General features: G+C 69.0%; 24 protein-coding genes. 5 read left to right on the top strand and 19 right to left on the bottom strand.

Translation table 11 applies throughout. The features are described 5' to 3' along the window. Positions 1-135: 135 nt before the first annotated feature. The 4 genes from QMX80_RS00870 to prmB all read right to left on the bottom strand — a co-directional run bounded on the left by QMX80_RS00870 (position 136) and on the right by prmB (position 4,317). Entirely contained in the window at positions 136-1,161 is a 1,026-nt protein-coding gene (locus tag QMX80_RS00870) for an aspartate-semialdehyde dehydrogenase (RefSeq protein WP_055769810.1), read from the bottom strand. 84 nt (positions 1,162-1,245) lie between these two features. After that, positions 1,246-2,298, bottom strand: a complete 1,053-nt coding sequence (locus QMX80_RS00865; protein WP_282274642.1) for a D-glycerate dehydrogenase — start codon at positions 2,296-2,298, stop codon at positions 1,246-1,248. Continuing rightward, positions 2,291-3,394 carry a chorismate synthase gene (gene aroC, locus QMX80_RS00860; protein ID WP_282274641.1) on the bottom strand — a complete coding sequence of 368 codons (1,104 nt, stop codon included), beginning with the start codon at positions 3,392-3,394 and terminating at the stop codon, positions 2,291-2,293. Before aroC ends, QMX80_RS00865 begins: the two co-directional genes overlap by 8 nt. After that, the gene (gene prmB, locus QMX80_RS00855; RefSeq protein WP_282274640.1) at positions 3,391-4,317 is read right to left on the bottom strand and encodes a 50S ribosomal protein L3 N(5)-glutamine methyltransferase; all 927 of its coding nucleotides are present in this window, start codon (positions 4,315-4,317) and stop codon (positions 3,391-3,393) included. The genes aroC and prmB overlap by 4 nt, the downstream gene beginning before the upstream one ends. Positions 4,318-4,528: 211 nt before the next feature. Between prmB and QMX80_RS00850 the strand changes: the two genes are divergently transcribed. Together QMX80_RS00850 and asd are read left to right on the top strand one after the other, a co-directional pair. Next, a complete protein-coding gene (locus QMX80_RS00850) occupies positions 4,529-5,176 on the top strand; it encodes an SCO family protein (RefSeq protein ID WP_282274638.1) in 648 nt (215 codons plus the stop codon). Next, positions 5,173-6,015 carry an archaetidylserine decarboxylase gene (gene asd, locus QMX80_RS00845; RefSeq protein ID WP_282274637.1) on the top strand — a complete coding sequence of 281 codons (843 nt, stop codon included), beginning with the start codon at positions 5,173-5,175 and terminating at the stop codon, positions 6,013-6,015. The genes QMX80_RS00850 and asd overlap by 4 nt, the downstream gene beginning before the upstream one ends. Positions 6,016-6,265: 250 nt before the next feature. Here asd and QMX80_RS00840 read toward each other — a convergent pair whose 3' ends face one another. From QMX80_RS00840 to rlmE, 8 genes are all read right to left on the bottom strand, one after another. Next, positions 6,266-7,438, bottom strand: a complete 1,173-nt coding sequence (locus tag QMX80_RS00840; RefSeq protein ID WP_282274636.1) for a DUF6624 domain-containing protein — start codon at positions 7,436-7,438, stop codon at positions 6,266-6,268. An 84-nt stretch (positions 7,439-7,522) separates the two neighbouring features. Continuing rightward, the gene (gene hflX, locus QMX80_RS00835; RefSeq protein ID WP_282274635.1) at positions 7,523-8,833 is read right to left on the bottom strand and encodes a ribosome rescue GTPase HflX; all 1,311 of its coding nucleotides are present in this window, start codon (positions 8,831-8,833) and stop codon (positions 7,523-7,525) included. Positions 8,834-8,847: 14 nt separating this feature from the next. Further along, positions 8,848-9,123, bottom strand: coding sequence for an RNA chaperone Hfq (gene hfq, locus QMX80_RS00830; protein WP_054668644.1), 276 nt, complete (start codon positions 9,121-9,123; stop codon positions 8,848-8,850). 86 nt (positions 9,124-9,209) lie between these two features. After that, positions 9,210-10,163 (bottom strand): tRNA (adenosine(37)-N6)-dimethylallyltransferase MiaA, encoded by a 954-nt coding sequence (gene miaA, locus QMX80_RS00825; protein ID WP_282274628.1) that lies wholly within the window; start codon positions 10,161-10,163, stop codon positions 9,210-9,212. Continuing rightward, positions 10,163-11,059, bottom strand: coding sequence for a dihydropteroate synthase (gene folP, locus QMX80_RS00820; protein ID WP_282274626.1), 897 nt, complete (start codon positions 11,057-11,059; stop codon positions 10,163-10,165). The genes miaA and folP overlap by 1 nt, the downstream gene beginning before the upstream one ends. Next, entirely contained in the window at positions 11,059-11,244 is a 186-nt protein-coding gene (locus QMX80_RS00815) for a hypothetical protein (RefSeq protein ID WP_282274625.1), read from the bottom strand. Before QMX80_RS00815 ends, folP begins: the two co-directional genes overlap by 1 nt. A gap of 281 nt (positions 11,245-11,525) precedes the next feature. Further along, complete coding sequence (gene ftsH, locus QMX80_RS00810; RefSeq protein WP_055769828.1) at positions 11,526-13,448, bottom strand: ATP-dependent zinc metalloprotease FtsH; 1,923 nt, start codon at positions 13,446-13,448, stop codon at positions 11,526-11,528. A 55-nt stretch (positions 13,449-13,503) separates the two neighbouring features. After that, a complete protein-coding gene (gene rlmE, locus QMX80_RS00805) occupies positions 13,504-14,139 on the bottom strand; it encodes a 23S rRNA (uridine(2552)-2'-O)-methyltransferase RlmE (RefSeq protein ID WP_282274681.1) in 636 nt (211 codons plus the stop codon). Positions 14,140-14,197: 58 nt separating this feature from the next. Here rlmE and yhbY point away from each other — a divergent pair, with 58 nt between their 5' ends. Next, entirely contained in the window at positions 14,198-14,503 is a 306-nt protein-coding gene (gene yhbY / locus QMX80_RS00800) for a ribosome assembly RNA-binding protein YhbY (protein WP_055769833.1), read from the top strand. 17 nt (positions 14,504-14,520) lie between these two features. Beyond that, positions 14,521-14,904, top strand: a complete 384-nt coding sequence (locus QMX80_RS00795) for an Mth938-like domain-containing protein (RefSeq protein ID WP_282274624.1) — start codon at positions 14,521-14,523, stop codon at positions 14,902-14,904. Between the two features lie 68 nt (positions 14,905-14,972). On the opposite strand, the gene QMX80_RS00790 is transcribed toward QMX80_RS00795, so the two are convergent. The 6 genes from QMX80_RS00790 to surE all read right to left on the bottom strand — a co-directional run bounded on the left by QMX80_RS00790 (position 14,973) and on the right by surE (position 18,596). Beyond that, a complete protein-coding gene (locus tag QMX80_RS00790; protein ID WP_055769837.1) occupies positions 14,973-15,200 on the bottom strand; it encodes a hypothetical protein in 228 nt (75 codons plus the stop codon). Positions 15,201-15,211: 11 nt separating this feature from the next. Continuing rightward, positions 15,212-15,511 (bottom strand): hypothetical protein, encoded by a 300-nt coding sequence (locus tag QMX80_RS00785; RefSeq protein ID WP_282274622.1) that lies wholly within the window; start codon positions 15,509-15,511, stop codon positions 15,212-15,214. Positions 15,512-15,704: 193 nt separating this feature from the next. Beyond that, entirely contained in the window at positions 15,705-16,487 is a 783-nt protein-coding gene (locus tag QMX80_RS00780; protein WP_282274620.1) for a peptidoglycan DD-metalloendopeptidase family protein, read from the bottom strand. Beyond that, entirely contained in the window at positions 16,484-17,098 is a 615-nt protein-coding gene (locus QMX80_RS00775; protein WP_055769843.1) for a YqaA family protein, read from the bottom strand. Before QMX80_RS00775 ends, QMX80_RS00780 begins: the two co-directional genes overlap by 4 nt. 32 nt (positions 17,099-17,130) lie before the next feature. Then, a complete protein-coding gene (locus QMX80_RS00770; RefSeq protein ID WP_057505285.1) occupies positions 17,131-17,820 on the bottom strand; it encodes a protein-L-isoaspartate(D-aspartate) O-methyltransferase in 690 nt (229 codons plus the stop codon). Continuing rightward, positions 17,817-18,596 carry a 5'/3'-nucleotidase SurE gene (surE, locus tag QMX80_RS00765; RefSeq protein ID WP_055769847.1) on the bottom strand — a complete coding sequence of 260 codons (780 nt, stop codon included), beginning with the start codon at positions 18,594-18,596 and terminating at the stop codon, positions 17,817-17,819. The genes QMX80_RS00770 and surE overlap by 4 nt, the downstream gene beginning before the upstream one ends. 173 nt (positions 18,597-18,769) lie before the next feature. Between surE and QMX80_RS00760 the strand changes: the two genes are divergently transcribed. Then, positions 18,770-19,309, top strand: coding sequence for a Smr/MutS family protein (locus QMX80_RS00760; RefSeq protein ID WP_055770369.1), 540 nt, complete (start codon positions 18,770-18,772; stop codon positions 19,307-19,309). 48 nt (positions 19,310-19,357) lie between these two features. On the opposite strand, the gene QMX80_RS00755 is transcribed toward QMX80_RS00760, so the two are convergent. Then, positions 19,358-21,718: a hypothetical protein gene (locus QMX80_RS00755; RefSeq protein ID WP_282274615.1), complete on the bottom strand. Its 2,361-nt coding sequence runs from the start codon at positions 21,716-21,718 to the stop codon at positions 19,358-19,360. Positions 21,719-21,731 lie beyond the last annotated feature (13 nt).

The raw sequence follows: 21,731 nt of genomic DNA, 5'->3' as shown, positions 1-21,731 counted from the left end.
GGTACCGGTACCGGAGGGGGCCGACCGTTGGCCGGCATTGCCTGGCGGCCCCTTGAAAGCCCAGGCCCGACCAGCGGCCGGGCCCAGGATGGCGCCGCATCCCCGGCGATGCAGGATGGTGCGGCGCGCCTTGCCTCAGCCGCCGCTGGCGACCAGTTCGGCGACCTGCACCGCGTTGAGCGCAGCGCCCTTGCGGATGTTGTCGGCCACCACCCACAGGTTCAGCCCGCGCGGATGCGAGATGTCCTCGCGGATGCGGCCGACATAGACCGGGTCGGTGCCCGAGGCGTGGGTGACCGGGGTCGGGTAGCCGCCGGCCCTGCGCTCGTCGACGACCTTCACGCCCGGCGCGGCGGCCAGCAGCTCGCGCGCCTGGTCCGCGCTGATCTTCTTCTTCGTCTCGATGTTCACCGCCTCGGAATGACCATAGAACACCGGCACGCGCACGGCCGTCGGGTTCACCTGGATGCTGTCGTCGCCGAGGATCTTGCGGGTCTCCCAGACCAGCTTCATTTCTTCCTTGGTGAAGCCGTTGTCGAGGAACTCGTCGATATGCGGGATCAGGTTGAAGGCGATCTGCACCGGGAACTTCTTCGGCTCGATTTCCTGGAAGCCCAGCAGCTGCGCGGTCTGCTTGCCCAGCTCTTCCATGCCGCTCTGGCCGGCGCCGGAAACGGACTGGTAGGTGGCCACGTTGACGCGTTCGATGCCGTACTCGCGGTGGATCGGCGCCAGCACCGGCATCAGCTGCATGGTCGAGCAGTTCGGGTTGGCGATGATGCCACGCGGACGGTTCTTCGCCGCTTCCGGATTGACCTCCGAGACCACCAGCGGCACGTCGTCGTCGTAGCGGAACGAGGACGAGTTGTCGATGACGACCGCGCCGGCGGCGGCGAACTTCGGCGCGTATTCCTTCGAGATGCCGCCGCCGGCCGAGAACAGGGCGATCTCGACGCCGGCGGGATCAAACGTGGCCAGGTCCTGGATGGTGACCTTCTCGCCGTTGAACTCGACCTGCTGGCCGGCCGAGCGCTCGGAGGCGAGCAGGCTCAGCTTGCCGACCGGGAAATCGCGCTCGGCGAGGATGGCCAGCATGGTCTGGCCGACCGCGCCGGTGGCGCCGACGACGGCTACGTGGAAACGACGGGCTTCATTGCTCATGAGGTGTACTCGAAAGAAAGAGATGGGGGGACACACACGTCGAGCCAGGTTCGGGGAACCTCCGGCGACAGCCTCGGAGGCTCCCTACCGTTTCTTGATGTCGATTTTGGTGCCGGCATTGCCCGTGCGCGCCATGCCATCGGCCAGCAGACCGCCGTTGACCGCATTGGCGGGATGGCCGGCATCCGGGCCGATGCCCAGGCCCGCCAGCAGGTTGTCCACCGCCACCTGCACCATCGCCCGGCGCGTGGCCAGCGAGGCGCTGCCGACATGCGGGGTCAGCACGATGTTGCGCAGGGCCAGCAGTTCGGGGCGCACGTCCGGTTCGTTCTCGTAGACGTCGAGCGCGGCCGAGGCCAGGCGGCCGTGCGCCAGCGCGTCGGCCAGCGCCAGTTCGTCGACGATGCCGCCGCGCGCGATGTTCACCAGCGTGGCGGTGGGCTTCATCTTCGCCAGTGCGGCGGCATCGATGATGTAGCGGTTCTGCGCGGTATACGGCAGCACCAGCAACAGGTGATCGACGCTGCCCAGCAGTTCGTCGAAATCCACGTAACGCGCGCCGACCGCCTGCTCCATGTCAGCGGGCAGCCGCGCACGGTTGTGGTACAGCACCTTCATGCCGAAACCATGATGGCCGCGGCGGGCGATGGCCTGGCCGATGCGGCCCATGCCGAGGATCCCCAGGGTGCTGCCATGCAGGTCGGCGCCGAGCATGGTGGTGAACGACCACTGCCCCCAGTGGCCCTCGCGCAGCCAGCGATCGGATTCGACGATGCGCCGTGCCGCGGCCATCAGCAGCGCAAAACCGAGGTCGGCGGTGGTTTCAGTGAGGACGTCGGGCGTGTTGGTGGCGACGATGCCCGCCGCGCTCAGCGCGGGAATGTCGAGATTGTTGTAGCCGACGCCGACGTTGGCGACGATCTTCAGCGATGGCGCATGGGCGATCTCGGCCGCGCCGATGCGTTCGTTGAGCGTGACCAGGGCGCCATCGGCGCCGGCCAGGTGCTCCGCCAGGGCCGCGCTGTCGTGCGCGGTGACGGCCGGCGTGGCCACCACGTCGCAGTACGCGGCCAGCTGCGCGACGGTGTCGTCGAACAGCGGCTGCGATACCCAGACGCGGGGCCGCCGGTCAGCCATCGAGGCTCCCGGGGATGCGTGGCGCCATCACGCCGACGTCGCCGCACTGCGCGCGGTGGCGCAGCGCCTGGTCCATCAGCACCAGCGCCAGCATCGCCTCGGCGATGGGCGTGGCGCGGATGCCAACGCAGGGGTCGTGGCGGCCGGTAGTGACGACTTCGACCGCGTTGCCTTCCACGTCCATCGTCGCGCCGGGCAGGCGCAGGCTGGAGGTCGGCTTGAGCGCCATCGAAGCGACGATCTGCTGGCCGGTGGCGATGCCGCCGAGGATGCCGCCGGCGTGGTTGGACTGGAAACCGGCGGGGGTGATCAGGTCGCGGTGCTCGGTGCCCTTCTGCACGACGCTGGCGAAACCGTCGCCGATCTCCACGCCCTTGACCGCGTTGATGCTCATCAGCGCCGCGGCGATCTCACCGTCGAGCTTGCCGTAGATCGGCTCGCCCCAGCCCGGCGGCACGCCGTCGGCGATCACGTCCACGCGCGCGCCGACCGAATCGCCGGACTTGCGCAGCGCATCCATGTACGCCTCCAGCTCCGGCACCTGCGCGGCGTCGGGCCAGAAGAACGGGTTGTCCTCGACCGCGCTCCAGTCGAAGCCGGCCGGGGTGATCGCGCCCAGCTGCGACAGGTAACCGCGCACGGTCACCCCGTAACGCTGCCGCAGCCACTTCTTGGCGATGACGCCGGCGGCCACGCGCATGGTGGTCTCGCGCGCCGAGGAGCGGCCGCCGCCGCGCGGGTCGCGGATGCCGTACTTCTGCCAATAGCTGTAGTCGGCGTGGCCGGGACGGAACTGCGCGGCGATGTTGCTGTAGTCCTTGCTGCGCTGGTCGGTATTGCGGATCAGCAGCGCGAGCGGCGTGCCGGTGGTGCGGCCTTCGTACACGCCGGACAGGATCTCCACCTCGTCGGCCTCGCGCCGCGCCGAGGTATGCCGGCTCTTGCCGGTGGCCCGGCGCTGCAGGTCGTGGGCGAACTCCTCCGGCGCGATCTCCAGCCCCGGCGGGCACCCGTCGATCACGCAGCCGATCGCCGGCCCGTGCGATTCGCCGAAGGTGGTGACCGTAAGCAGCTTGCCGAAGGAATTGGAACTCATCGCTGCGCCGCCAGCTCGGCGATGCGCGCATGGTGGGCACGCAGCTCGGCGGCCTCGACCGCGAAGATGCCCATCTGCCCGACCTTGAATTCGATCCAGGACATGAACACTTCCGGCAGCAGCTTGACCAGGTGCTGCTCGGAATCGCCCACTTCGCAGATCAGCAGGCCGTCCTCGCTCAGGTGGTCCGGCGCATCGCACAGGATCTTGAGCACCAGGTCCAGGCCATCGTCGCCGGCGCGCAGCGCCAGGTCCGGCTCGTGCGCGTATTCGCGCGGCAGCGCATCGGTCTCGTCGTTGGTGACGTAGGGCGGGTTGGTGACGATCAGGTCGTAGACGCGGCCCTGCAGCCCCCCGAACAGGTCGCTCTTGACCAGTTCGACGTTGTGCGCGAGCAGGCGTTCCTTGTTCTCGGCCGCCAGCGACAGCGCGGCGTCGTTGATGTCGCTGCCGTCCACCTGCCAGTTCGGGTAGTAGTGGCCCATGGCGATGGCGATGCAGCCCGAGCCGGTGCACAGGTCCAGCGCGCGGGTGACATCGCGCCCGGCCAGCCACGGCTCGAAGCCATTGAGGATCAGCTCGGCGATGGGCGAACGCGGCACCAGCGCGCGCGCGTCGCTCTTGAAGCTCAGCCCGGCGAACCAGGCCTCGCCGATCAGGTAGGCGGCCGGCAGGCGCTCGGCGATGCGGCGCTCGAACAGCGCCAGTACCTGCTGCTTCTCCTCGGCCAGCAGGCGCGCCTGGCCGTAGGCCGGGCCCAGGTCCGGCGGCAGGTGCAGGCTGTGCAGCACCAGGCTGGTGGCTTCGTCCAGCGCGTTGTCGTAGCTGTGTCCGAAGGTCAGGCCCGCGGCATTGAAACGGCTTGCGCCGTAGCGGATCAGGTCGATGATCGTGTGGAGTTCGGCGGCCGCCTGGGCTGTCATGGCAATACGGGAAACATTGGTGGTCTGCGATTATAGGCGCGCACCCGGTATATTGAGCGCCCGGTTGCAGCCGAAACTGCGGCGATGTCCCGGTATCGGGCCACGATGCCCCGCAGGAGGCCGGCAAGCCCGGGGTTCCCGCGACACTCGCCCACAGGCCCGCTGTCCCGCCTGGCCGGGCCAGGCCCCCACCCGCACGGAGAAACGGCGCATGTTCAACCGCAATACCGGCATCGTCCTGGCCATCGCACTGGCGGCAGGGCTGGGCCTGCTGCTGGCGCAGAAGGTATTCGGCCCGTCCGGCAACGGCGACCGCCAGGCCGGCTCGATCATTTTCTATCCCACGCCGCGGCCGCTGCCGGACTTCAGCCTCAGCCAGTCCGATGGCACCCGCCTGATCCCCGGCGAACTGCGCGGGCACTGGACCCTGGTGTTCCTGGGCTTCACCTCCTGCCCGGACGTCTGCCCGACCACCCTGGCCGAACTGGCGCAGGCGCAGAAGCAGTGGGAAGGCATTCCCGAAAGCCTGCGTCCGCGCGTGGTGTTCGTTTCCGTCGATCCGGAACGCGACACGCCGGCGCGACTGGGCGAGTACGCCCATGCCTTCCACAAGGACACGCTGGCGGCCACCGCCGACGTACCCTCGCTGGAACGCTTCGCCACTTCGCTCGGCCTGGTGTTCCAGAAGGCGCCGGGCAAGAACTTCGACAAGAACCCGGGCGATTACAGCATGGACCATTCGGCCAGCATCGCCGTCCTCGATCCCGAAGGCCGGCTGGCCGGGTTGATGCGCCCGCCGTTCGACCCGCGGACGATCGCCAGCGACCTGGCCAAGCTCACCGGAAAGACCGCACCATGAGTCTGCTGACCACGCTCACCTATGCCCTGCCCCACCGGCTGCTGTCGTCGATGGCGCGCGCGCTGGCCTACTCGCGCAGCCCGCGCGTCTCGCGCTGGCTGATCGACACGGTGACGCGGAAATTCAATGTCAATCTCGCCGAAGCGGCCGATTCGGACCCGCGCAGCTACCCCAGCTTCAATGCCTTCTTCACCCGTGCACTGAAGCCGGGCGCACGCGTGGCCGACGCCGATCCGCGCGCGCTGCTGATGCCGGCCGATGGCCGCATCAGCCAGCTCGGCCCGATCGAGGATGGCCGCATCTTCCAGGCCAAGGGCCAGTCGTTCACCGCCGCCGAACTGCTCGGCGACGCCGACGCCGCAGCGCCCTTCGCCAACGGCCTGTTCGCCACCGTGTACCTGTCCCCGCGCGACTATCACCGCGTGCACATGTGCTGGACCGGCACCCTGCGCGAGACCGTGCACGTGCCGGGGCGCTTGTTCAGCGTCGGCCCGGACGCGGTGGCCAACGTGCCGCGCCTGTTCGCCCGCAACGAGCGGCTGGTGTGCCACTTCGACACCGACTTCGGCCCGATGGTGCAGGTGATGGTCGGCGCACTGCTGGTCAGCGGCGTGGAAACGGTATGGAGCGGCGAGGAAATCCCCGCCTACGGCGACCGCATCACCCGCAAGGACTGGCGTGGCAAGGGCATCACGCTGGAACGTTTCGCGGAGATGGCGCGTTTCAACTACGGCAGTACCGTGATTGTACTGTTGCCGCCGGGCGTCGCGGAGTTCAATCCGGCATTGAAGGCGGAGAGTCCGGTGCGGCTGGGGCAGCTGCTGGCACGTTTGAAGTAACGCCGGTTCCGACGCGGCAGCATCCCGGCGCGTGGCGACGCACCCACCACCATGGTGCCCTGCCGGCCCTGCGGCGCGGCAGGGGTCAACTACGACAGCACACCAAGACGCCCTCTGGCACCTTTATGTTCCGGCAATGCGCCGAGGCCGGCGCAGCTGTCTCCGGAACGGCCGCCCAAGAACAGGAGCCCTCGTCGCTCCTGTTGCTGCACCCAATCGGTTCGCCACCAGGCGGCAGCAAGCGCGCGCATCAGTTGCCTGATCCGCCGGACTCGACACTTGCCCCCAACTGCTTGGCGACTGCATCCAGGTAACTGGCCAACGTCCCCATCGCCATCTGCGCCCGACGCATGTCCACGCTCTCCGGATCGGCCAGCGGAAGCAGTGCGACCATGCCTTGCTCGACCTTGTATTGCGATCCATACCGCTGCGGCTGATCCCGTGCCAGCAATACCCGGTCTGTCAGCATCGCGTACTGCTGTCGCGACATGCCGCGGCGCTGCATCAGCGGCTCGGCCAATTCCAGAGCGCGTGCCTGGAAGCCAGGATCGTCATCGGCATGCTGCACCAGCAGGAACACCGAGGAGACACCATCGCGGCCGATCATCTCCGGGGTCGGGAAGCCATGCTTTCCGAAGATGTCCTGCAGGGTGGCGCGGTTCTCCGCATCGATTTCCGCGATCTGCCGGTCCAGCATCTTGCGCCGCTCTTCATCGCCCTGCCTCATCGCCGCCACCGCCTCGCCCCTGGCATCCTGGTCGCGATTGATCATCCTGCCGATCAGACGGCGCAGCTCGGGCTGGGTGAAGGGCTGGTAGGCCTCCATCGCCAACGGCGGCGAAAGTTCGGCCATGCCGAGACTGCTGCCCGCATCAAGCCGGGCCTGCAGGCCCTCCAGCCATTCCTCGACCGGCGACAGCCCCATAAAATCCCGCCAGAAGCGCGGCGTTTTTTCCGGTTTCGGCGACAACACCGCCCTGCCGTTCTCCACCGCGACGCACGCGCCGAACTGCTGTGCACGGCCGTGCTGCAACTGGATCGTGTCGTTGAGCCAGGCGTACCCGAAGGCATCAAGATCAACGCCAACCCGCTCCTGGACCAGATCGATGATCTGCTCCTGGAAAGCATCGTCCGCGCTGGCTCTCAGCAGCAGACTTCCCGCTGCATCCACGCCGCGCCTGCCGGCGGACGGCACACTCGGCCAACCGCAGGTACGCAGGTGCTCCTTGAACCGCTCCAACCGGGAAGTATCCAGCGGCTCACTGCCGTCTTCATACTGGCGCACCAGTCGTTCAAGACAGGCTTCATCGATCTCCAGTGCCTTGCTGATGACATAGCGCGGTTCCGCTGGTGTTTCCGCCTGCGCCCAGGTCGGCATCAACGCCAGCCACATGCCCGCACCCCACATCCATTGCGCTTTCATCGCCTTCCTCCCTGTCATGGACAGCCATCCGTTCCATCCACCGGCGCCGACGACATCCGCGCCGGAACTCCCTTGTCCGCCCTCTCACCACTCCGGCGTGCGCACCGGCAGCAATGCGCGGATCACCTCCCCGTCGGCGCCGGCGGCCAGCTTCTCCGCCTCGGCGATGGGAATGTCCACGTCGATCAACCAGCCTTCCTCGTCTGCCTGTTCGCTGCGGATGACTTCAAGCTGGTGCAGGCGCGAACGCAGCCGGCCGGCGCCGGGCGGCAGGCGCACGCGGCCGGTGACATGCTGCAGGCCCAGGCGCTTGCCCAGCACCGACTGCAGCAGCTCCAGGCCGCGGCCGTCGCGCGCGGAGATCCACACGCGTTCGCGCCGCGCTTCGTCCGGCACACCGTCCTGCGCGTCGTGGCGCACCTCCGCACCTTCGATGCGGTCGATCTTGTTGAACACCAGCAGCTGCGGCAGCTCACCGGCCCCCACCGCTTCCAGCACCTCGTCCACCTGGGCGATGCGCTCCTCGCGCAGCGGATCGGCGGCATCGACCAGGTGCAGCAGGAAATCCGCCTCGCGCGCCTCGCTCAGCGTGGAGCGGAACGCGGCGACCAGTTCGTGCGGCAGGTCGCGGACGAAACCGACGGTGTCGGCCAGCATCGCGTTGCCGCCGGGCAGTTGGATGCGGCGCACGGTCGGATCAAGCGTGGCGAACAGCTGGTCGGCGGCGTACGCCCCGGCTCCGGTCAGCGCGTTGAACAGCGTCGACTTGCCGGCGTTGGTATAGCCCACCAGGGCCACGCGCGGCATCTCGCTGCGCACGCGCGCGCGGCGCATCTGGGTGCGCTGCACTTCCACCTTCTCCAGGCGCTTCTGCAGCTGCTCCACGCGCTTCTGCAGCAACCGGCGGTCGGTTTCCAGCTGGGTCTCGCCGGGGCCACGCAGGCCGATGGAACCGCCGCGCTGGCGCTCCAGGTGGGTCCAGCCGCGCACCAGGCGCGTGGCCAGGTGGCGCAGCTGCGCCAGCTCCACCTGCAGCTTGCCTTCGTGGCTGTGCGCACGCTGGGCGAAGATGTCCAGGATCAGCCCGGTGCGGTCGATCACGCGCCGCTCCAGGAACCGTTCCAGGTTGCGCTCCTGCACCGGGGTCAAGGCGTGGTTGACCAGCACCAGGTCGGCGCCGGTGGCGTCGGCCATGGCCTTGACCTCGTCCAGCTTGCCGCTGCCGATCAGGGTGGAGGGATTGGGGCGGTCGATGCGCGCGGTCACGGTGGCCGCGATGCTGGCCCCGGCCGAGCGGGCCAGGTCGGTGAACTCTTCCAGCACATCCTCTTCCAGCCGCCCTGCGTGCGGCTGGATCAACAGCGCGTGTTCGCCTCGTTTGGAGCGGTCAAACACGCGCCACGTCCTGCTTATTCGTTGTCGTCATCGCCTGCCTGATTGCTGTCGGCCGATTGCACATAGCCGCCGCCCGGCCCCACGCGCACGTTGCGCGCCGGCACCACGGTGGAAATGGCGTGCTTGTAGACCATCTGGCTGACCGTATTGCGCAGCAGCACCACGAACTGGTCGAACGACTCGATCGTGCCCTGCAGCTTGATGCCATTGACCAGGTAGACCGAAACCGGCACGCGCTCGCGGCGCAGTGCGTTCAGGAACGGGTCCTGCAAGGATTGCCCCTTGGACATCTTCAACTCCTAGTTATTGTTCTTATGGGCCGGCGCGGCTTCCCCCGCCGCGCCGGACTGCCGATGGTACACCGCCGCACGCCCGCTCACCTTGCCAGAAACAGGGAAATCGCCTCGTGCAGACGCGGCATGTCGGTGGCCGGGTCGAACCAGCGCGCGTCCCGTTCGCCGCGCAGCCAGGTGAGCTGGCGCTTGGCCAGCTGGCGGGTCGCGAAGATCGCCTTGTCGCGGAATGCGGCCGCCTCGTCCTGCCCTTCCAGGAACTGCCAGGCCTGGCGGTAACCCACCGCGCGGATCGCCGGCAGGTCCAGAGGAACCGCCACGCCGGCCATCGCCGGCAGGGCGCGCAGGCGCCGCACTTCGTCGAGGAATCCCTGTTCGAGCATCAGGTCGAAGCGGCGCTCGATGCGGGCGTGCAGCACCGCGCGGTCGGCCGGCGCCAGCACCAGCTTGAGCACGCGCGCCGGCAGGCGGGCGACGCCGGGCAGCGCCTGCCAATGGCTGATCGGCTTGCCGGTGAGCCGGTAGACCTCCAACGCGCGCTGGATGCGCTGCGGATCGGTGGCATGGATGCGCCCGGCCGCGGCCGGGTCGACCTGCGCCAGCTGCGCGTGCAGCGCCGGCCAACCCAGCGCCTCGGCTTCGGCGCCGATCGCCGCGCGGACGGCCGGGTCGGCCTCCGGCATCGGCGAAAGCCCCTGCAGCAGCGCGCGGAAATACAGTCCGGTGCCGCCGGCCAGGATCGGCAACCGGCCGCGGGCGACGATGTCTCGCACCGCGGCGGCCGCATCGGCGGCGAACTCGGCGGCCGAGTAGCTCTGCCAGGGATCGCGCAGATCCAGCAGATGGTGGGGAATGCCGGCGCGCTCGGCTTCGTCGGGCTTGGCCGCGCCGATTTCCAGCCCGCGGTACACCAGCGCCGAATCGACGCTGACGATCTCGCCGCCATGGCGCCTGGCCAGTTCGATCGCCGCCGCGGTCTTGCCCGAGGCGGTGGGCCCCATCAGCGCGATGGCCAGCGGCCGCGCGTCCGCCGCCATCAGTCCTCGTCCGGCCAGCGCGGCATTGCCGGCCGATCGGCGCGCGGCGCCGGCACCGCGTCAAGCGCCGCCAGCACCTTCAACGCATCGACCGTGGCGGCCACGTCATGCACACGCACGATCTTCGCCCCGCGCTGCACCGCCAGCAGGTGCGCGGCGACCGAGCCTGCCAGGCGTTCGGCGGCGACACCACGCCCGGTGACCTCGCCGATGCAGCGTTTGCGCGACAATCCCACCAGCAGCGGCACGCCCAGCGCCAGCAGTTTTTCCTGGGCCGCCAGCAGCGCGAAGTTCTGCGCGGCGTCCTTGTTGAAGCCATAGCCGGGGTCGGCCACCAGCCGGTTGCGGGCGATGCCGGCCATCTCCGCGGCGAAGATCCGCTCGGCAAGAAAACGCTGCACGTCGCCGGCGACATCGTCGCTGTCCCAGGCCATGCCGGCGTCATGCGGCCCGCCGACCGCGTGCATCAGCACCACCGCGGCACCGGAACCTGCCACGGCTTCCAGCGCGCCGGGTTGGCGCAGGGCCTGCACGTCGTTGACCATGCCGGCGCCGGCGGCGAGCGCCGCGCGCATCACCTCCGGCTTGAAGGTGTCGACGCTGACCGGCACCGGCACGCGCGCCACCAGCGCCTCGATCACCGGTACCACGCGGTCGATCTCCTCCTGCACCGATACCTGCACGGCGCCCGGCCGGGTGGACTCGCCGCCGACATCAAGCAGGTCCGCGCCCTGCTCGATCAGCGCCAGCGCATGGGCGATGGCCGCGCCGGTATCGAAGTGCCGTCCGCCATCGGAGAACGAATCCGGGGTGACGTTGACGATGCCCATCACCCGCGGGCGGTCAAGCCGCAGCGGTCGGCCGGCGCAATCCAGTACCGGTGACGTATCGAACATCAGCGCCGGCTCCTCGCCCGGACCACGGTGCCGAGCACGCTGAGCGCCACGCCCAGCACGATGCCGATGAAGATGCCCGCCAGGTAATGGCCGGTCTTCACCCCGAAAGCGACGCCGGCCACGGTGGCGATCACCATTTCGGGGATGTGGGTGGAGGTATTGGGAGCGGGAGTCTGGGCGGTCATTCGGCAAGCGGCTGGGGCACGGTGGCCCATTGTCTCCCGCGGATGCGGTCACCGGAACCATCGAGGCTGAAGGGGGCTTCCATAGTGAAAAGCCTGCGGGCGTGGAAGCGGAGCTGCCCGCGAGGCCCCTGCCCGTGCTTTCCCGGGAGCCGGGAAGCGGAACCCCGCGGACAGGCGCTCTCCACGGATGCGCCAGCCCACGACGGGCCTGGTTGCCGGCTCCCGGAAACAGGAAGGGCCGGAATATCCGGCCCGTCCTGTTCAACATCCTGGCGGCAGGTTCAATGCTGCCCGGCCGGATCGCTGATCGGCGCCACCGGGCGTTCGTCGCCGCCCTTGTCGCCGTCCGACGGGTCGCTCTTGCCCTTGTCCACCCAACCGGCCGGCGGCGAGGGCTTGCGGCCTTCCATGATCGCCTTGACCTGCTCGGCGTCGATGGTTTCCCAGTCCAGCAGCGCGGCGGTCATGGCCTCGACGATGTCGCGCTTGTCCTCCAGGATGCGGCGCGCCACGTCGTACTGCTCGTCCAGGATGCGACGGATCTCCGCGTCCACCTTCTGCTGGGTGGCCTCGGAAATGGTCTTGCTGTGCATGCCGTAGCCGGCTTCCTCGTCGGCGTAGACCATGGTGCCCATCACATCGGACATGCCGTACTTGGTGACCATGCCGCGGGCCAGCTTGGTGGCGCGCTCGAAGTCGTTGGAGGCGCCGGTGGACATCTCGCCGACGAAGATCTCCTCGGCGATGCGGCCGCCGAACAGGATCGCCAGTTCCTCCAGCATGCGGTCCTTGTACTTGCTGATGTGGTCGTGCTCGGGCAGCTGCCAGGTCACGCCCAGCGCCCAGCCGCGCGGCATGATAGTCACCTTGTGCACCGGGTCGGCCTTGGGCAGCGACATGGCGACAACGGCGTGGCCGGACTCGTGGTAGGCGGTGTTGCGGCGCTCTTCCTCGCGCATGACCATGCTGCGGCGCTCCGGACCCATGTAGATCTTGTCCTTGGCGTCCTCGAAGTCCTGCATGCTCACTTCCTGCTTGCCGCGGCGCGCGGCGAACAGGGCGCCCTCGTTGACCAGGTTGGCCAGGTCGGCGCCGGAGAAACCCGGAGTGCCGCGCGCCAGCACTTCCGGCCTGACGTCGTCGGCAGCCGGCACCTTGCGCAGGTGCACGCGCAGAATCTGCTCGCGGCCCTTGATGTCGGGCAGGCCGACCATGACCTGGCGGTCGAAGCGGCCCGGACGCAGCAGCGCCTTGTCGAGCACGTCCGGACGGTTGGTGGCGGCGATCACGATCACGCCCTCGCCCCCCTCGAAGCCGTCCATCTCGACCAGCATCTGGTTCAGGGTCTGCTCGCGCTCGTCATGCCCGCCGCCCATGCCCGAACCGCGGTGACGGCCGACCGCGTCGATCTCGTCGATGAAGATGATGCACGGCGCATGCTTCTTGGCCTGCTCGAACATGTCGCGCACGCGGCTGGCGCCGACGCCGACGAACATCTCGACGAAATCCGAACCGGAGATCGCGAAGAACGGCACCTTGGCCTCGCCGGCGATGGCGCGCGCCAGCAGGGTCTTGCCGGTGCCCGGCGGGCCGACCATCAGCACGCCGCGCGGGATCTTGCCGCCCAGCTTGGTGAACTTGGACGGGTCGCGCAGGAATTCGACCAGCTCGCCGACTTCTTCCTTGGCCTCGTCGCAGCCGGCCACGTCGGCGAAGGTCACCTTGATCTGGTCCTCGCCCTGCAGCTTGGCGCGCGACTTGCCGAAGGACATCGCGCCCTTCGCGCCGCCACCGCCGCCCTGCATCTGCCGCATCATGAAGATCCAGAAGCCGATCAGCAGCAGCACCGGCAGGAACTGCAGCGCGATGCTCCAGAAGCTCGGGCCGGTGGCCGGCTTCATGCGCACGATGTCGACCTTCTTGGTGTAGAGCTGATCGATGAGCTTCTCGTCGCGCGGCGCGTACAGCGAGCCTTCGCTGCCGTCGCTGCGCCTGAAGCGGATGGCATTGGTGGTCAGGGTCGTATCGTCGGTGAACTCCACCGATTTGATCCGGCCCGCGTCCACTTCCTGCAGGAACTGGGTGTAGTTGTTCGCGTCACCGGCGGTGGGCGTGCCGCCGCGCGGGGCGAAACTCTGGAACACCACCATCAGCACGACGGCGACAACCACCCATAGCAGGAGGTTCTTGGTCAGGTCGTTCATCCTCATCGGCTCCGGCGTTCCTCTAATTTCTGACGCGATTCGTATGGTGTCGAGCTTACTTGATCTGCGGACGCTTGCCCTGGCCCAGGGCGTAGACCTCGGGCGAGCGCTTGCGCGAGGCTTCCGGCTTGCGGATCACGACCTTGTCGTAACGGCGGCGCATTTCCCGCACGTAGTCGTCAAAGCCGACGCCCTGGAACAGCTTGATCAGGAACGCCCCGCCCGGCTTGAGATGGTTGTCGGCGAAATCCATCGCCAGCTCCGCCAGGTGCATCATCCGCGGCTGGTCCACCGCATCCATGCCACTCTTATTGGGGGCCATATCCGACAGGACAAGGTCCACCGGCTGGCCGCCGAGCATGGCTTCGAACTGGGATAGGACGGTTTCTTCCCTGAAGTCACCATGAAGGAACTCCACGCCGGCCAACGGCGGCATCTCCAAGATGTCCAGCGCCAGCACCCGGCCGCTGTCGCCCAGTTGTCTCCGCACCTGCTGCGACCAGCCGCCCGGCGCGGCGCCGAGGTCGACCACCACCATGTTCGGCTTCAGCAGGCGGTCGCGCTGGAGCAGCTCCTCCAGCTTGTAGGCAGCGCGCGAACGCATGCCCTCGGACTGCGCCTTCTTCACGAAGGGGTCGGAGAAATGCTCCTTCAACCAGCGTTGACTGCTCTTGCTGCGGGACATCGGAATGGGGCCTGTAGGGGTGGGCATGATACCCTGAACCCCCTTGATAACCCGTAATCACTGCATGTCCATCGTCCTCACCCCGGCCCAGAACCGATTCCTGCGCGGCATGGCCCACGATCTGAAAGCACTGCTGCAGATCGGCGGCAAGGGAGTCACCCCCGCCTTCCTGGCGGAACTGGACGAGGTGCTGGAACGCCACGAACTGATCAAGGTGAAGGTCGCCGCCGAGGACCGCGAGGCGCGCGACGTCATGGTCGGCGAGCTGGTCGACGCCAGCGGCAGCGCGCTGATCCAGCGCATCGGCCACGTCGCCGTCCTGTACCGCCCGGCCCGGGAAAAGCGCCAGATCGTGCTGCCCCGCGGCTGACCGCCGAGAAGCCAAAGATGCAACTGAGCCGCGAACTGCCCGACTACATCTATTCCCTGCGCTCGGCCGACGGCCAGCAGGCCCGGGTCAACGACCGGACGCTGGCGCGCAGCTTCATCCTCTCTCCCGATCAGTTGATCGAGGACTGGGCGGTGGCCGCGGTCGGCCGGCTCACCGTGGCGGACCTGGCTCCGGCGCTGGAACAGAACCCGGCCGTGCTCATCCTCGGCACCGGCGAGCGGCAGGTATTCCCGCCGGTGGAGGTCATGGCCGCCTGCCTGACCCGCGGCGTGGGCATCGAAGTGATGAACAACGCCTCGGCGGCGCGCACCTTCAACGTGCTGGCCGGCGAAAACCGCCGCGTGGTCGCGGCGTTCATCCTGGAAACCGGCGGCAACTGACGCCGCCCTCCACGCGGCGGGCAACACCGCGATGGGGCGCATCGCCCGATCCCAGGCACGCCCTGCGGTCAGCGCAATGGCTCGCCCTTGAACCAGCAGACGAGCAGGAGAAGCAGGACCACGCCCGTGTTGCACACGATGAAGCGCACGGGATCGGCTGCAGGCGGGAATACCACGAAGTTGGCCACCAGCAGCACCGCCGCTACCGCATAGGCGAGCCATCCCTGCCACGCCAGCGGCCATCCCCAGCCCCATCCGAGCTCCTTGGCGGCGAACCAGTAACGCGGCTTCCCCACTCTCTTTCTCCTTAACCGGTACCGGCCGGGCGCGCACGCCCGCCCTGGTCGCGCCGCTGCGCTTTGCGTTCCAGCAGGCCGAACAGGTAGTGGAAGACTCCGACCATCAGGCCCATCATCAGGCTGCGGGACAACAGTGCCATGCCCATCTGCGCCGCCAGCGCGGCGCCGAGCACGCAGCCCACCATGATGCCCAGCGTGCCCAGCCCCTGCAGACGACGCCAGCCGAAGGCGCATGCCAGCACCCTCAGGACGGCATGGATCGGGAACACCACGAAACAGGCTTCCTTCAGGGCTTCGACGAACGGCATTCCTGTCCTCCCTCGCCCGGGTAGGCGGGCCGCCAACCTGCGATCTTGATGCGCCGGCCCTGCGGTGGCCCCACAGGGCCGGCCATTGCAGCAGGGGTGTGCCGGGGGCGCCTGCAACCCATCGGCCGCATCCATGGCGAACGCCCCGCACGCCGCACCGGGGCGGGGATCAGCCCGGATGGCGAGTCAACCGTCAACGCGCCGGCAGGTACTGCAGCGGATCCACCGGCTTGCCGTTGTAGCGGATCTCGAAGTGCAGCATGTCGCGCGAGGTGCCGGTACGGCCCATCTCCGCGATCTGGTCGCCGGCCTTGACGTTCTGCCCCTCGTTGACCAGGCGCTTGCGGTTGTGGCCATAGGCTGACAGCCACTGGTCGTTGTGCTTGATGATGATCAGCTCTCCATAGCCGACCAGGCCGGCGCCGGAGTAGACCACCACGCCTGGACCGGCCGCGCGTACCGCCTGGCCGCTGCTGCCGGCGATGTCGATGCCCTGCTTGGTGGTCTCGCCGGCGACGAACCGCCCGACCAGCGCGCCGTCGGCCGGCCAGCGCCAGCCGATGCCGCTGTTGGCCGGGGCCGGCGTCGCCGCCGGTGGCGGCGTGGCCGGACGCGTGGCGGCTCCACTGCTGCCGGTGGCAGGGCGCGAGGCGGTGGCGCCGCTGCCCGGATACAGCCGCAGCGTCTGCCCCGGATAGATCGCGTTCGGGTTGGACAGGCCGTTCCAGGCCGCCAGGTCGCCAGGCGTGATGTTGTGGATGCGGGCCAGCGCGTACAGCGTGTCACCACGGCGCACCACCGCAGTCTGTCCCGGCTTGGCCACCGACGTGCGCGGGGTTGCCGGCGCCGTGGATGCGCCGCCGGAAGGCTTGACCACCGTGGCCGTGCCGCAGCCGGCCAGCGCCGCGACCAGCAGCATTGCCGCCGCGCCGGCGGCCGCCTTGAACGCGCCCTTGAACCTCACCTCTGCACTCATGCGAATTTCGTCCTCCATACCAGCCAACCCACCAGGCCGACGACCAGCGCGGTCGCGATCCAGCCCAGCGGTTCGATCCAGCGCCGCAGCGCTTCGGCCGCGCGCGCGCCGCCGAAGCGGATCACCGCGGCCAGCACGAACACACGCTTGCCGCGCCCGACCAGCATGCTCAGCACATACTGCGGCAGCGGCACCCCGACGATACCGGATGCCCACGTGAAGACCTTCATCGGGATCGGCATGAAGCCGCCCAGCACCAGGAAGGTGAACACCGCCCACGGCGATTCGACCATCTTCGCCTGCAGCGTGGCGATGCCCGATTCGATGGCAGGCAACATGCCCAGCGCGGCGAACAGCGGCTTGAGCGCCTCGAACGCATAGTGGCCCAGCGCATAGCCGACCATCGCGCCGACCATCGAACCGGCCAGGCTCAACGTGGCGAAGCGCCAGCCCTTGCGCGGCTGCGCCACGCACATCGGCATCAGCATCACTTCCGGCATCACCGGGAAGATGATGGCCTCGATGAAGCTCAGCACCGTCAGGTAGGTGGGCGCGCGCTTGTGGCTGGCCCAGTACAGCGCGCGGTCGTACAGCGGCCCGAATATCTTCATCGTCGCGGGGTTTCCCTGTCAGTCCAGTGCGTTCAGTCCAGCATGCCCGACAACAGCGGCACGAAGCTGACCGGCGCCAGTTCCTCCTGCACGATGCCATCGGCCTGCCGGGTAAGTTGCAGCAGCACCTGCCCGCCGGGGCCGCCAACCGGCGCCACCAGGCGGCCACCGACGGCCAGCTGCCCGATCAATGCCTCCACCAGCGCCGGTGCGGCGGCGGTGACGACGATGGCGTCGTACGGGCCGTGTTCGGGCCAGCCGATGCGGCCGTCGTCGTGCTTGCTGCGCACGTTCATGCCCAGCTGCCGCAGGCGCTTGCGGGCCTGGCGCAGCAGGTCGCCGATGCGCTCGACGGTGAATACTTCCAGGCCGACCGCCGCCAGGATCGCGGCCTGGTAGCCCGAGCCGGTGCCCACTTCCAGCACCGTCTTCGGCGCCACCTGCAGCACCGCCTCGGTCATGCGCGCCACGACCCAGGGCTGGGAGATGGTCTGGCCATGGCCAATCGGCAGCGCGGTGTCCTCGTAGGCGCGCGAGGCCAGCGCCTCGTCGATGAACAGGTGCCGCGGCACCACCCGCACGGCGTTGAGCACGCGCTCGTCGCCGATGCCCCCGCCGCTGTGGGCGCCGTCGCGCAGGCGGTCGACCAGGCGGTCGCGCACCCGCTGCGAGGTCATGCCGCTGCCGACCGCCTCCGGCGAAAGACGCAGGCGTGGCGTCATGCCTGGCGCCCCAATGTCGCGGACAGGCCGCCCACCCAGCTGGCCACTTTCTCCAGCGCCTCGTAGCGGGTCAGGTCGACCTGGATCGGCGTGATCGAGATGTGGCCGGTGCGCACCGCATGGAAATCGGTACCGGGGCCGGCATCCTGCTCGGAACCGGCCGGGCCGATCCAGTACACGGTGTTGCCGCGCGGATCGCTGGCCGGGATGCAGGCCTCGGCGCGATGGCGGTTGCCCAGCCGCGTCACCTCGAAGCCGCGGATCTGCTCCCACGGCAGGTCCGGCACGTTGACGTTGAGGATGGTGTCGGCCGGCAACGGATCGGCCATCAGCCGCGCCACGATCTCGATGGCGGCGCGCGCGGCGCTCAGGAAATGCTTCGCTTCATGGCGCTGGGTCACCAGCGACACGGCCACCGACGGCAGGCCGAGGAAACGCCCCTCCATCGCCGCCGAAACCGTGCCGGAATAGATCACGTCGTCGCCGAGGTTGGCGGCGTTGTTGATGCCCGAGACCACGATGTCCGGCTCGTGCTCCAGCATGCCGGTCAACGCCAGGTGCACGCAGTCGGTGGGCGTGCCGCTCACCGCGCAGGTGTAGTGGTCGATCCGGCGCAGCCGAACCGGCCGGTCCAGGGTGAGGGAATTGCTGGCGCCGGAACGGTCGCGGTCCGGCGCCACCACGGTGACCTCGTGGCCGGCATTGCGCAGCTCCTCGGCGAGCATCCTGATGCCGGGGGCGTCCACGCCGTCGTCGTTGCTTACAAGTACGCGCATTGAAGACCTGAATCGCTGAATCCATGACGGCGCTCCCGCTGCCTCGCCGTCTACCGCCATCCCGTCGGTGCGCTGCGCACCGGCCGGCATGGCCCGATCCGGCATGATACCGGAATGCGTCCATCGCCTTCCCGTGACGCCATCCGCATTGCCGCAGCCGTTACGCTATGCGCATGTCGCACCCTGAAGACCAAGACGACGGCGCCCTGTTCCGCTCGGCCATCGGCGAAGTGACGCCGCTGCGCAAGGTGGACGCGCCCGCCACCACCCGGCCGCGCCCCAGGGCGCGCGCGCGCATGGCCGAGCAGGACGAGGCCCAGGCGCTGGGCGAATTCGCCCGGCTGCTGCATTCGAGCACGCCGCTGGAAGCCGGCGACGTCGCCAGTTACCGCCGCGACGCCCTGCCTCCGGGGATGTTCCAGCGGCTCAAGCGCGGCCAGTACGCGGTGCAGGACGAACTGGACCTGCATGGCGCCAATGCGCTCCAGGCCGAGCACCTGCTGCGCGGATTCCTGCTCGAAGCCCACGCCCACGAGCATGGCTGCGTGCGCATCATCCACGGCAAGGGCCTGCAGTCCGATGGCGGCGCGCCGGTGCTGAAGAACCTCGTCGACCGCCTGCTGCGCCAGCGCAACGACGTGCTGGCCTTCCATTCGGCACCGCCCGCGCAGGGCGGCACCGGGGCGCTGCTGGTGCTGCTGGCACGGCGTTGAGCCGGCCCCGTCGCTTGCCCGTCCCGCCGCCAGCCCGGCCGGCGATGCTCAGAACGGCAGGGCGCCCGCCGTGCGGCCCGCGGCCGGAGGCGGCGCCGGCGGCGGCGCCTGCTGGCCCTTGACCGCTTCGGCCTCCTCTTCGGCGTTGACGTAGCCTACGCGTGCCGGCTCGCCCGGTTCGATCCTGGCCGCGGCGCCGCCGGCCTTGCGCGCGGCGGAAATCGGGCCACTGCCCTTCTGCTCCGGCAATGCGATTCCGGCCGCTTCGGCCTCCTTGCGGGTTGCCGCATCCCAGATGTCGCCGGGGGCCGAGCCGGCATCGTTGCCCAGCGTCTCCAGGGCCTGCCGCTTGGCCTGCCCGCCGTCCATCAGGTCGCTGGTATCGGCGCTGCCCAGGCCACGCAGGTCCTCGCCCAGTTTTTCCCTGCGCGCATCGATGGCCTCGTCGGCCTGGTGCGAGCCGCGCTGGATGTCCGCGCCGGCCCGGCCGATGTCGTCCTTGGCGCCCTTGACCGCGTTGGCGATTCCTCCCAGCTGGCCGATCTTTTCGCGTACCGGGTTCCAGGCCAGGCCGGCGAACCTGTCGCCCAGCCCGAACACGTCGAGCAGCAGGTTGAACAGGGGGAAGGTCAGGTTGCGCGCGAGCAGCGCGGCCATGCGCGGCAGGTGGCCCAGATAGGCCTCCATGGTCAGCTGCCTGCGGGCCGCGGCGTCGGCATAGGCCTGCCCCAGTTCCTCGAACAGATCCTGGGCCAGGAACAGGTACAGCGCATTGAGATGCTTCGCCTGGCTGTTGACGAACTGCCGCACCAGGTCGGCGGCCTTGTTCTTCAGCTCCTCGGTGCCGGGCATGAGATTGCCGGTGCCCAGCTGTCCCTGCCCCAGGCCATCGACGACATCGGTACCGCGCCTGCGTTGCGCGTCGGCATCGTTGTGGCCCGGGCCGCTGTCCTTGCCGAAGATCAGCCCCCAGATCAGTTCGACGATGCGGCTGGCGATGGCGTCGTGGATGGCGGCCATGAACAGGCCGGGATCCGGCTTGCCCAGGCGTCCATGCAGGTGGCTGTAGATTTTCGGCAGCACCACCTGGGCGATGTCGCAGCTGATGCCCACATGGAACGCCAGGAATCCCGGCAGCCCGCCTTTCAGGCCGAGCCCGCTGGCAAGGCCGGCGGCCACGACATCGGCCAGCGGCGGCACCGGCGGCGTGGCCTGCGGGTCGCCCTTGAACACCGCGAAGCACGCGCCCAGCGCGGCCGCGGCCTCGGCCGGGACATTGGCCTGCTCGGTTTCGGCGGTGGCCAGCCAGCCGGTGATATCACCCAGCGAATCGCGCGCGTCCCGGCGCGCACCGGCGATGCCTTCGCGCACGCTGCCCAGCGGGCTTGCGACGCTGCCACCGGGGTCGAAGCCCTGGAACGAGGGCAACCCCTGCAATGCGTCCTGCGCCTTCTGCAGGGCCTGCTCCGGAGCACTGGCCGCGTCGCCGCCCCCGCCCTCGGCCGCCGCCCTGTCGCGCAGGAACCAGATGTCGTAGGTAGGCCGCCAGTCCGCCTTGATCGCCGCCACCGAATATTCATGGACCGCCTTCATCAGCGGCCATTCGTAGGCCACGCGCGCTTCGCGGAAGATCGCCATGTAGCAGTCCTGCGCCTTGAACAGCCATTCGGGAATCTTCGCCACCACCTCCGGTACCGCGCCCGGAATCAGGTTGGCCCCGGGCAGGGTGGGCAGGCCCGCGCCTCCGCCCTCGCCCGGCTTGAGCGCGCTCATGCAGGCGACATTGAGATCCGCCCAGGCCTGGGCGAGCGCCTTGCCGGCATCGTGCAGATCGGTGTACGTCGGCGCATCGCGGTTGGCCTTGTCGCCGGCGCTACGGATCCGTTCCAGGATCGGGTCGATCGATTCGGGCCCCGGCGACGCCTGCTTTTTTCCGCCGAGCAGCGAACCTGCCGTTTCCAGCAGGGCGCCGGCGGCACCCTTCGAATCCTTGACCTGCTGCAGCACGCGCCGGGCCGAGCTGGCAAACGACCAGAGCAGGATGTTCTCGCGCAGCAGCGCATCGCGGAAGGCGATGCCATGGCTGCCGGCCTCGCCTGCAAAGGTCTTGACCGCATCCGGGTGGACCCAGCCCAGGTGGATGAACTCGATCGGCGGATCGATGGACAGGGCATTCTCCTTCTTCCTGCCCCCGTCCTCGCCCGCCGGTGCGTTCTGCACCGCGCCGCCAACGGCGTCCTGTCCGTCGGCCAGCGATCGGCCTTTGATGAAACGCACGGTGCCCGGCGCGCTCCCTCCCGCCTTGCCGGCCAGGTCGCCGGCCAGCGCATCGATGGCATTGCCCACCACGTTGTCGGTGGCCTTGTCGGCCAACCCCTTGGCCGTGTCGCCCAGTCCGCCCAGTCCCATCGTTATTCTCCCT

It is taken from the genome of Stenotrophomonas sp. PS02297, from assembly GCF_029959705.1.
Taxonomy (GTDB): domain Bacteria; phylum Pseudomonadota; class Gammaproteobacteria; order Xanthomonadales; family Xanthomonadaceae; genus Stenotrophomonas; species Stenotrophomonas nitritireducens.
The sequence above is the reverse complement of the archived record's forward strand: the minus strand, read 5'-3'. Positions and strand labels throughout refer to the sequence as shown.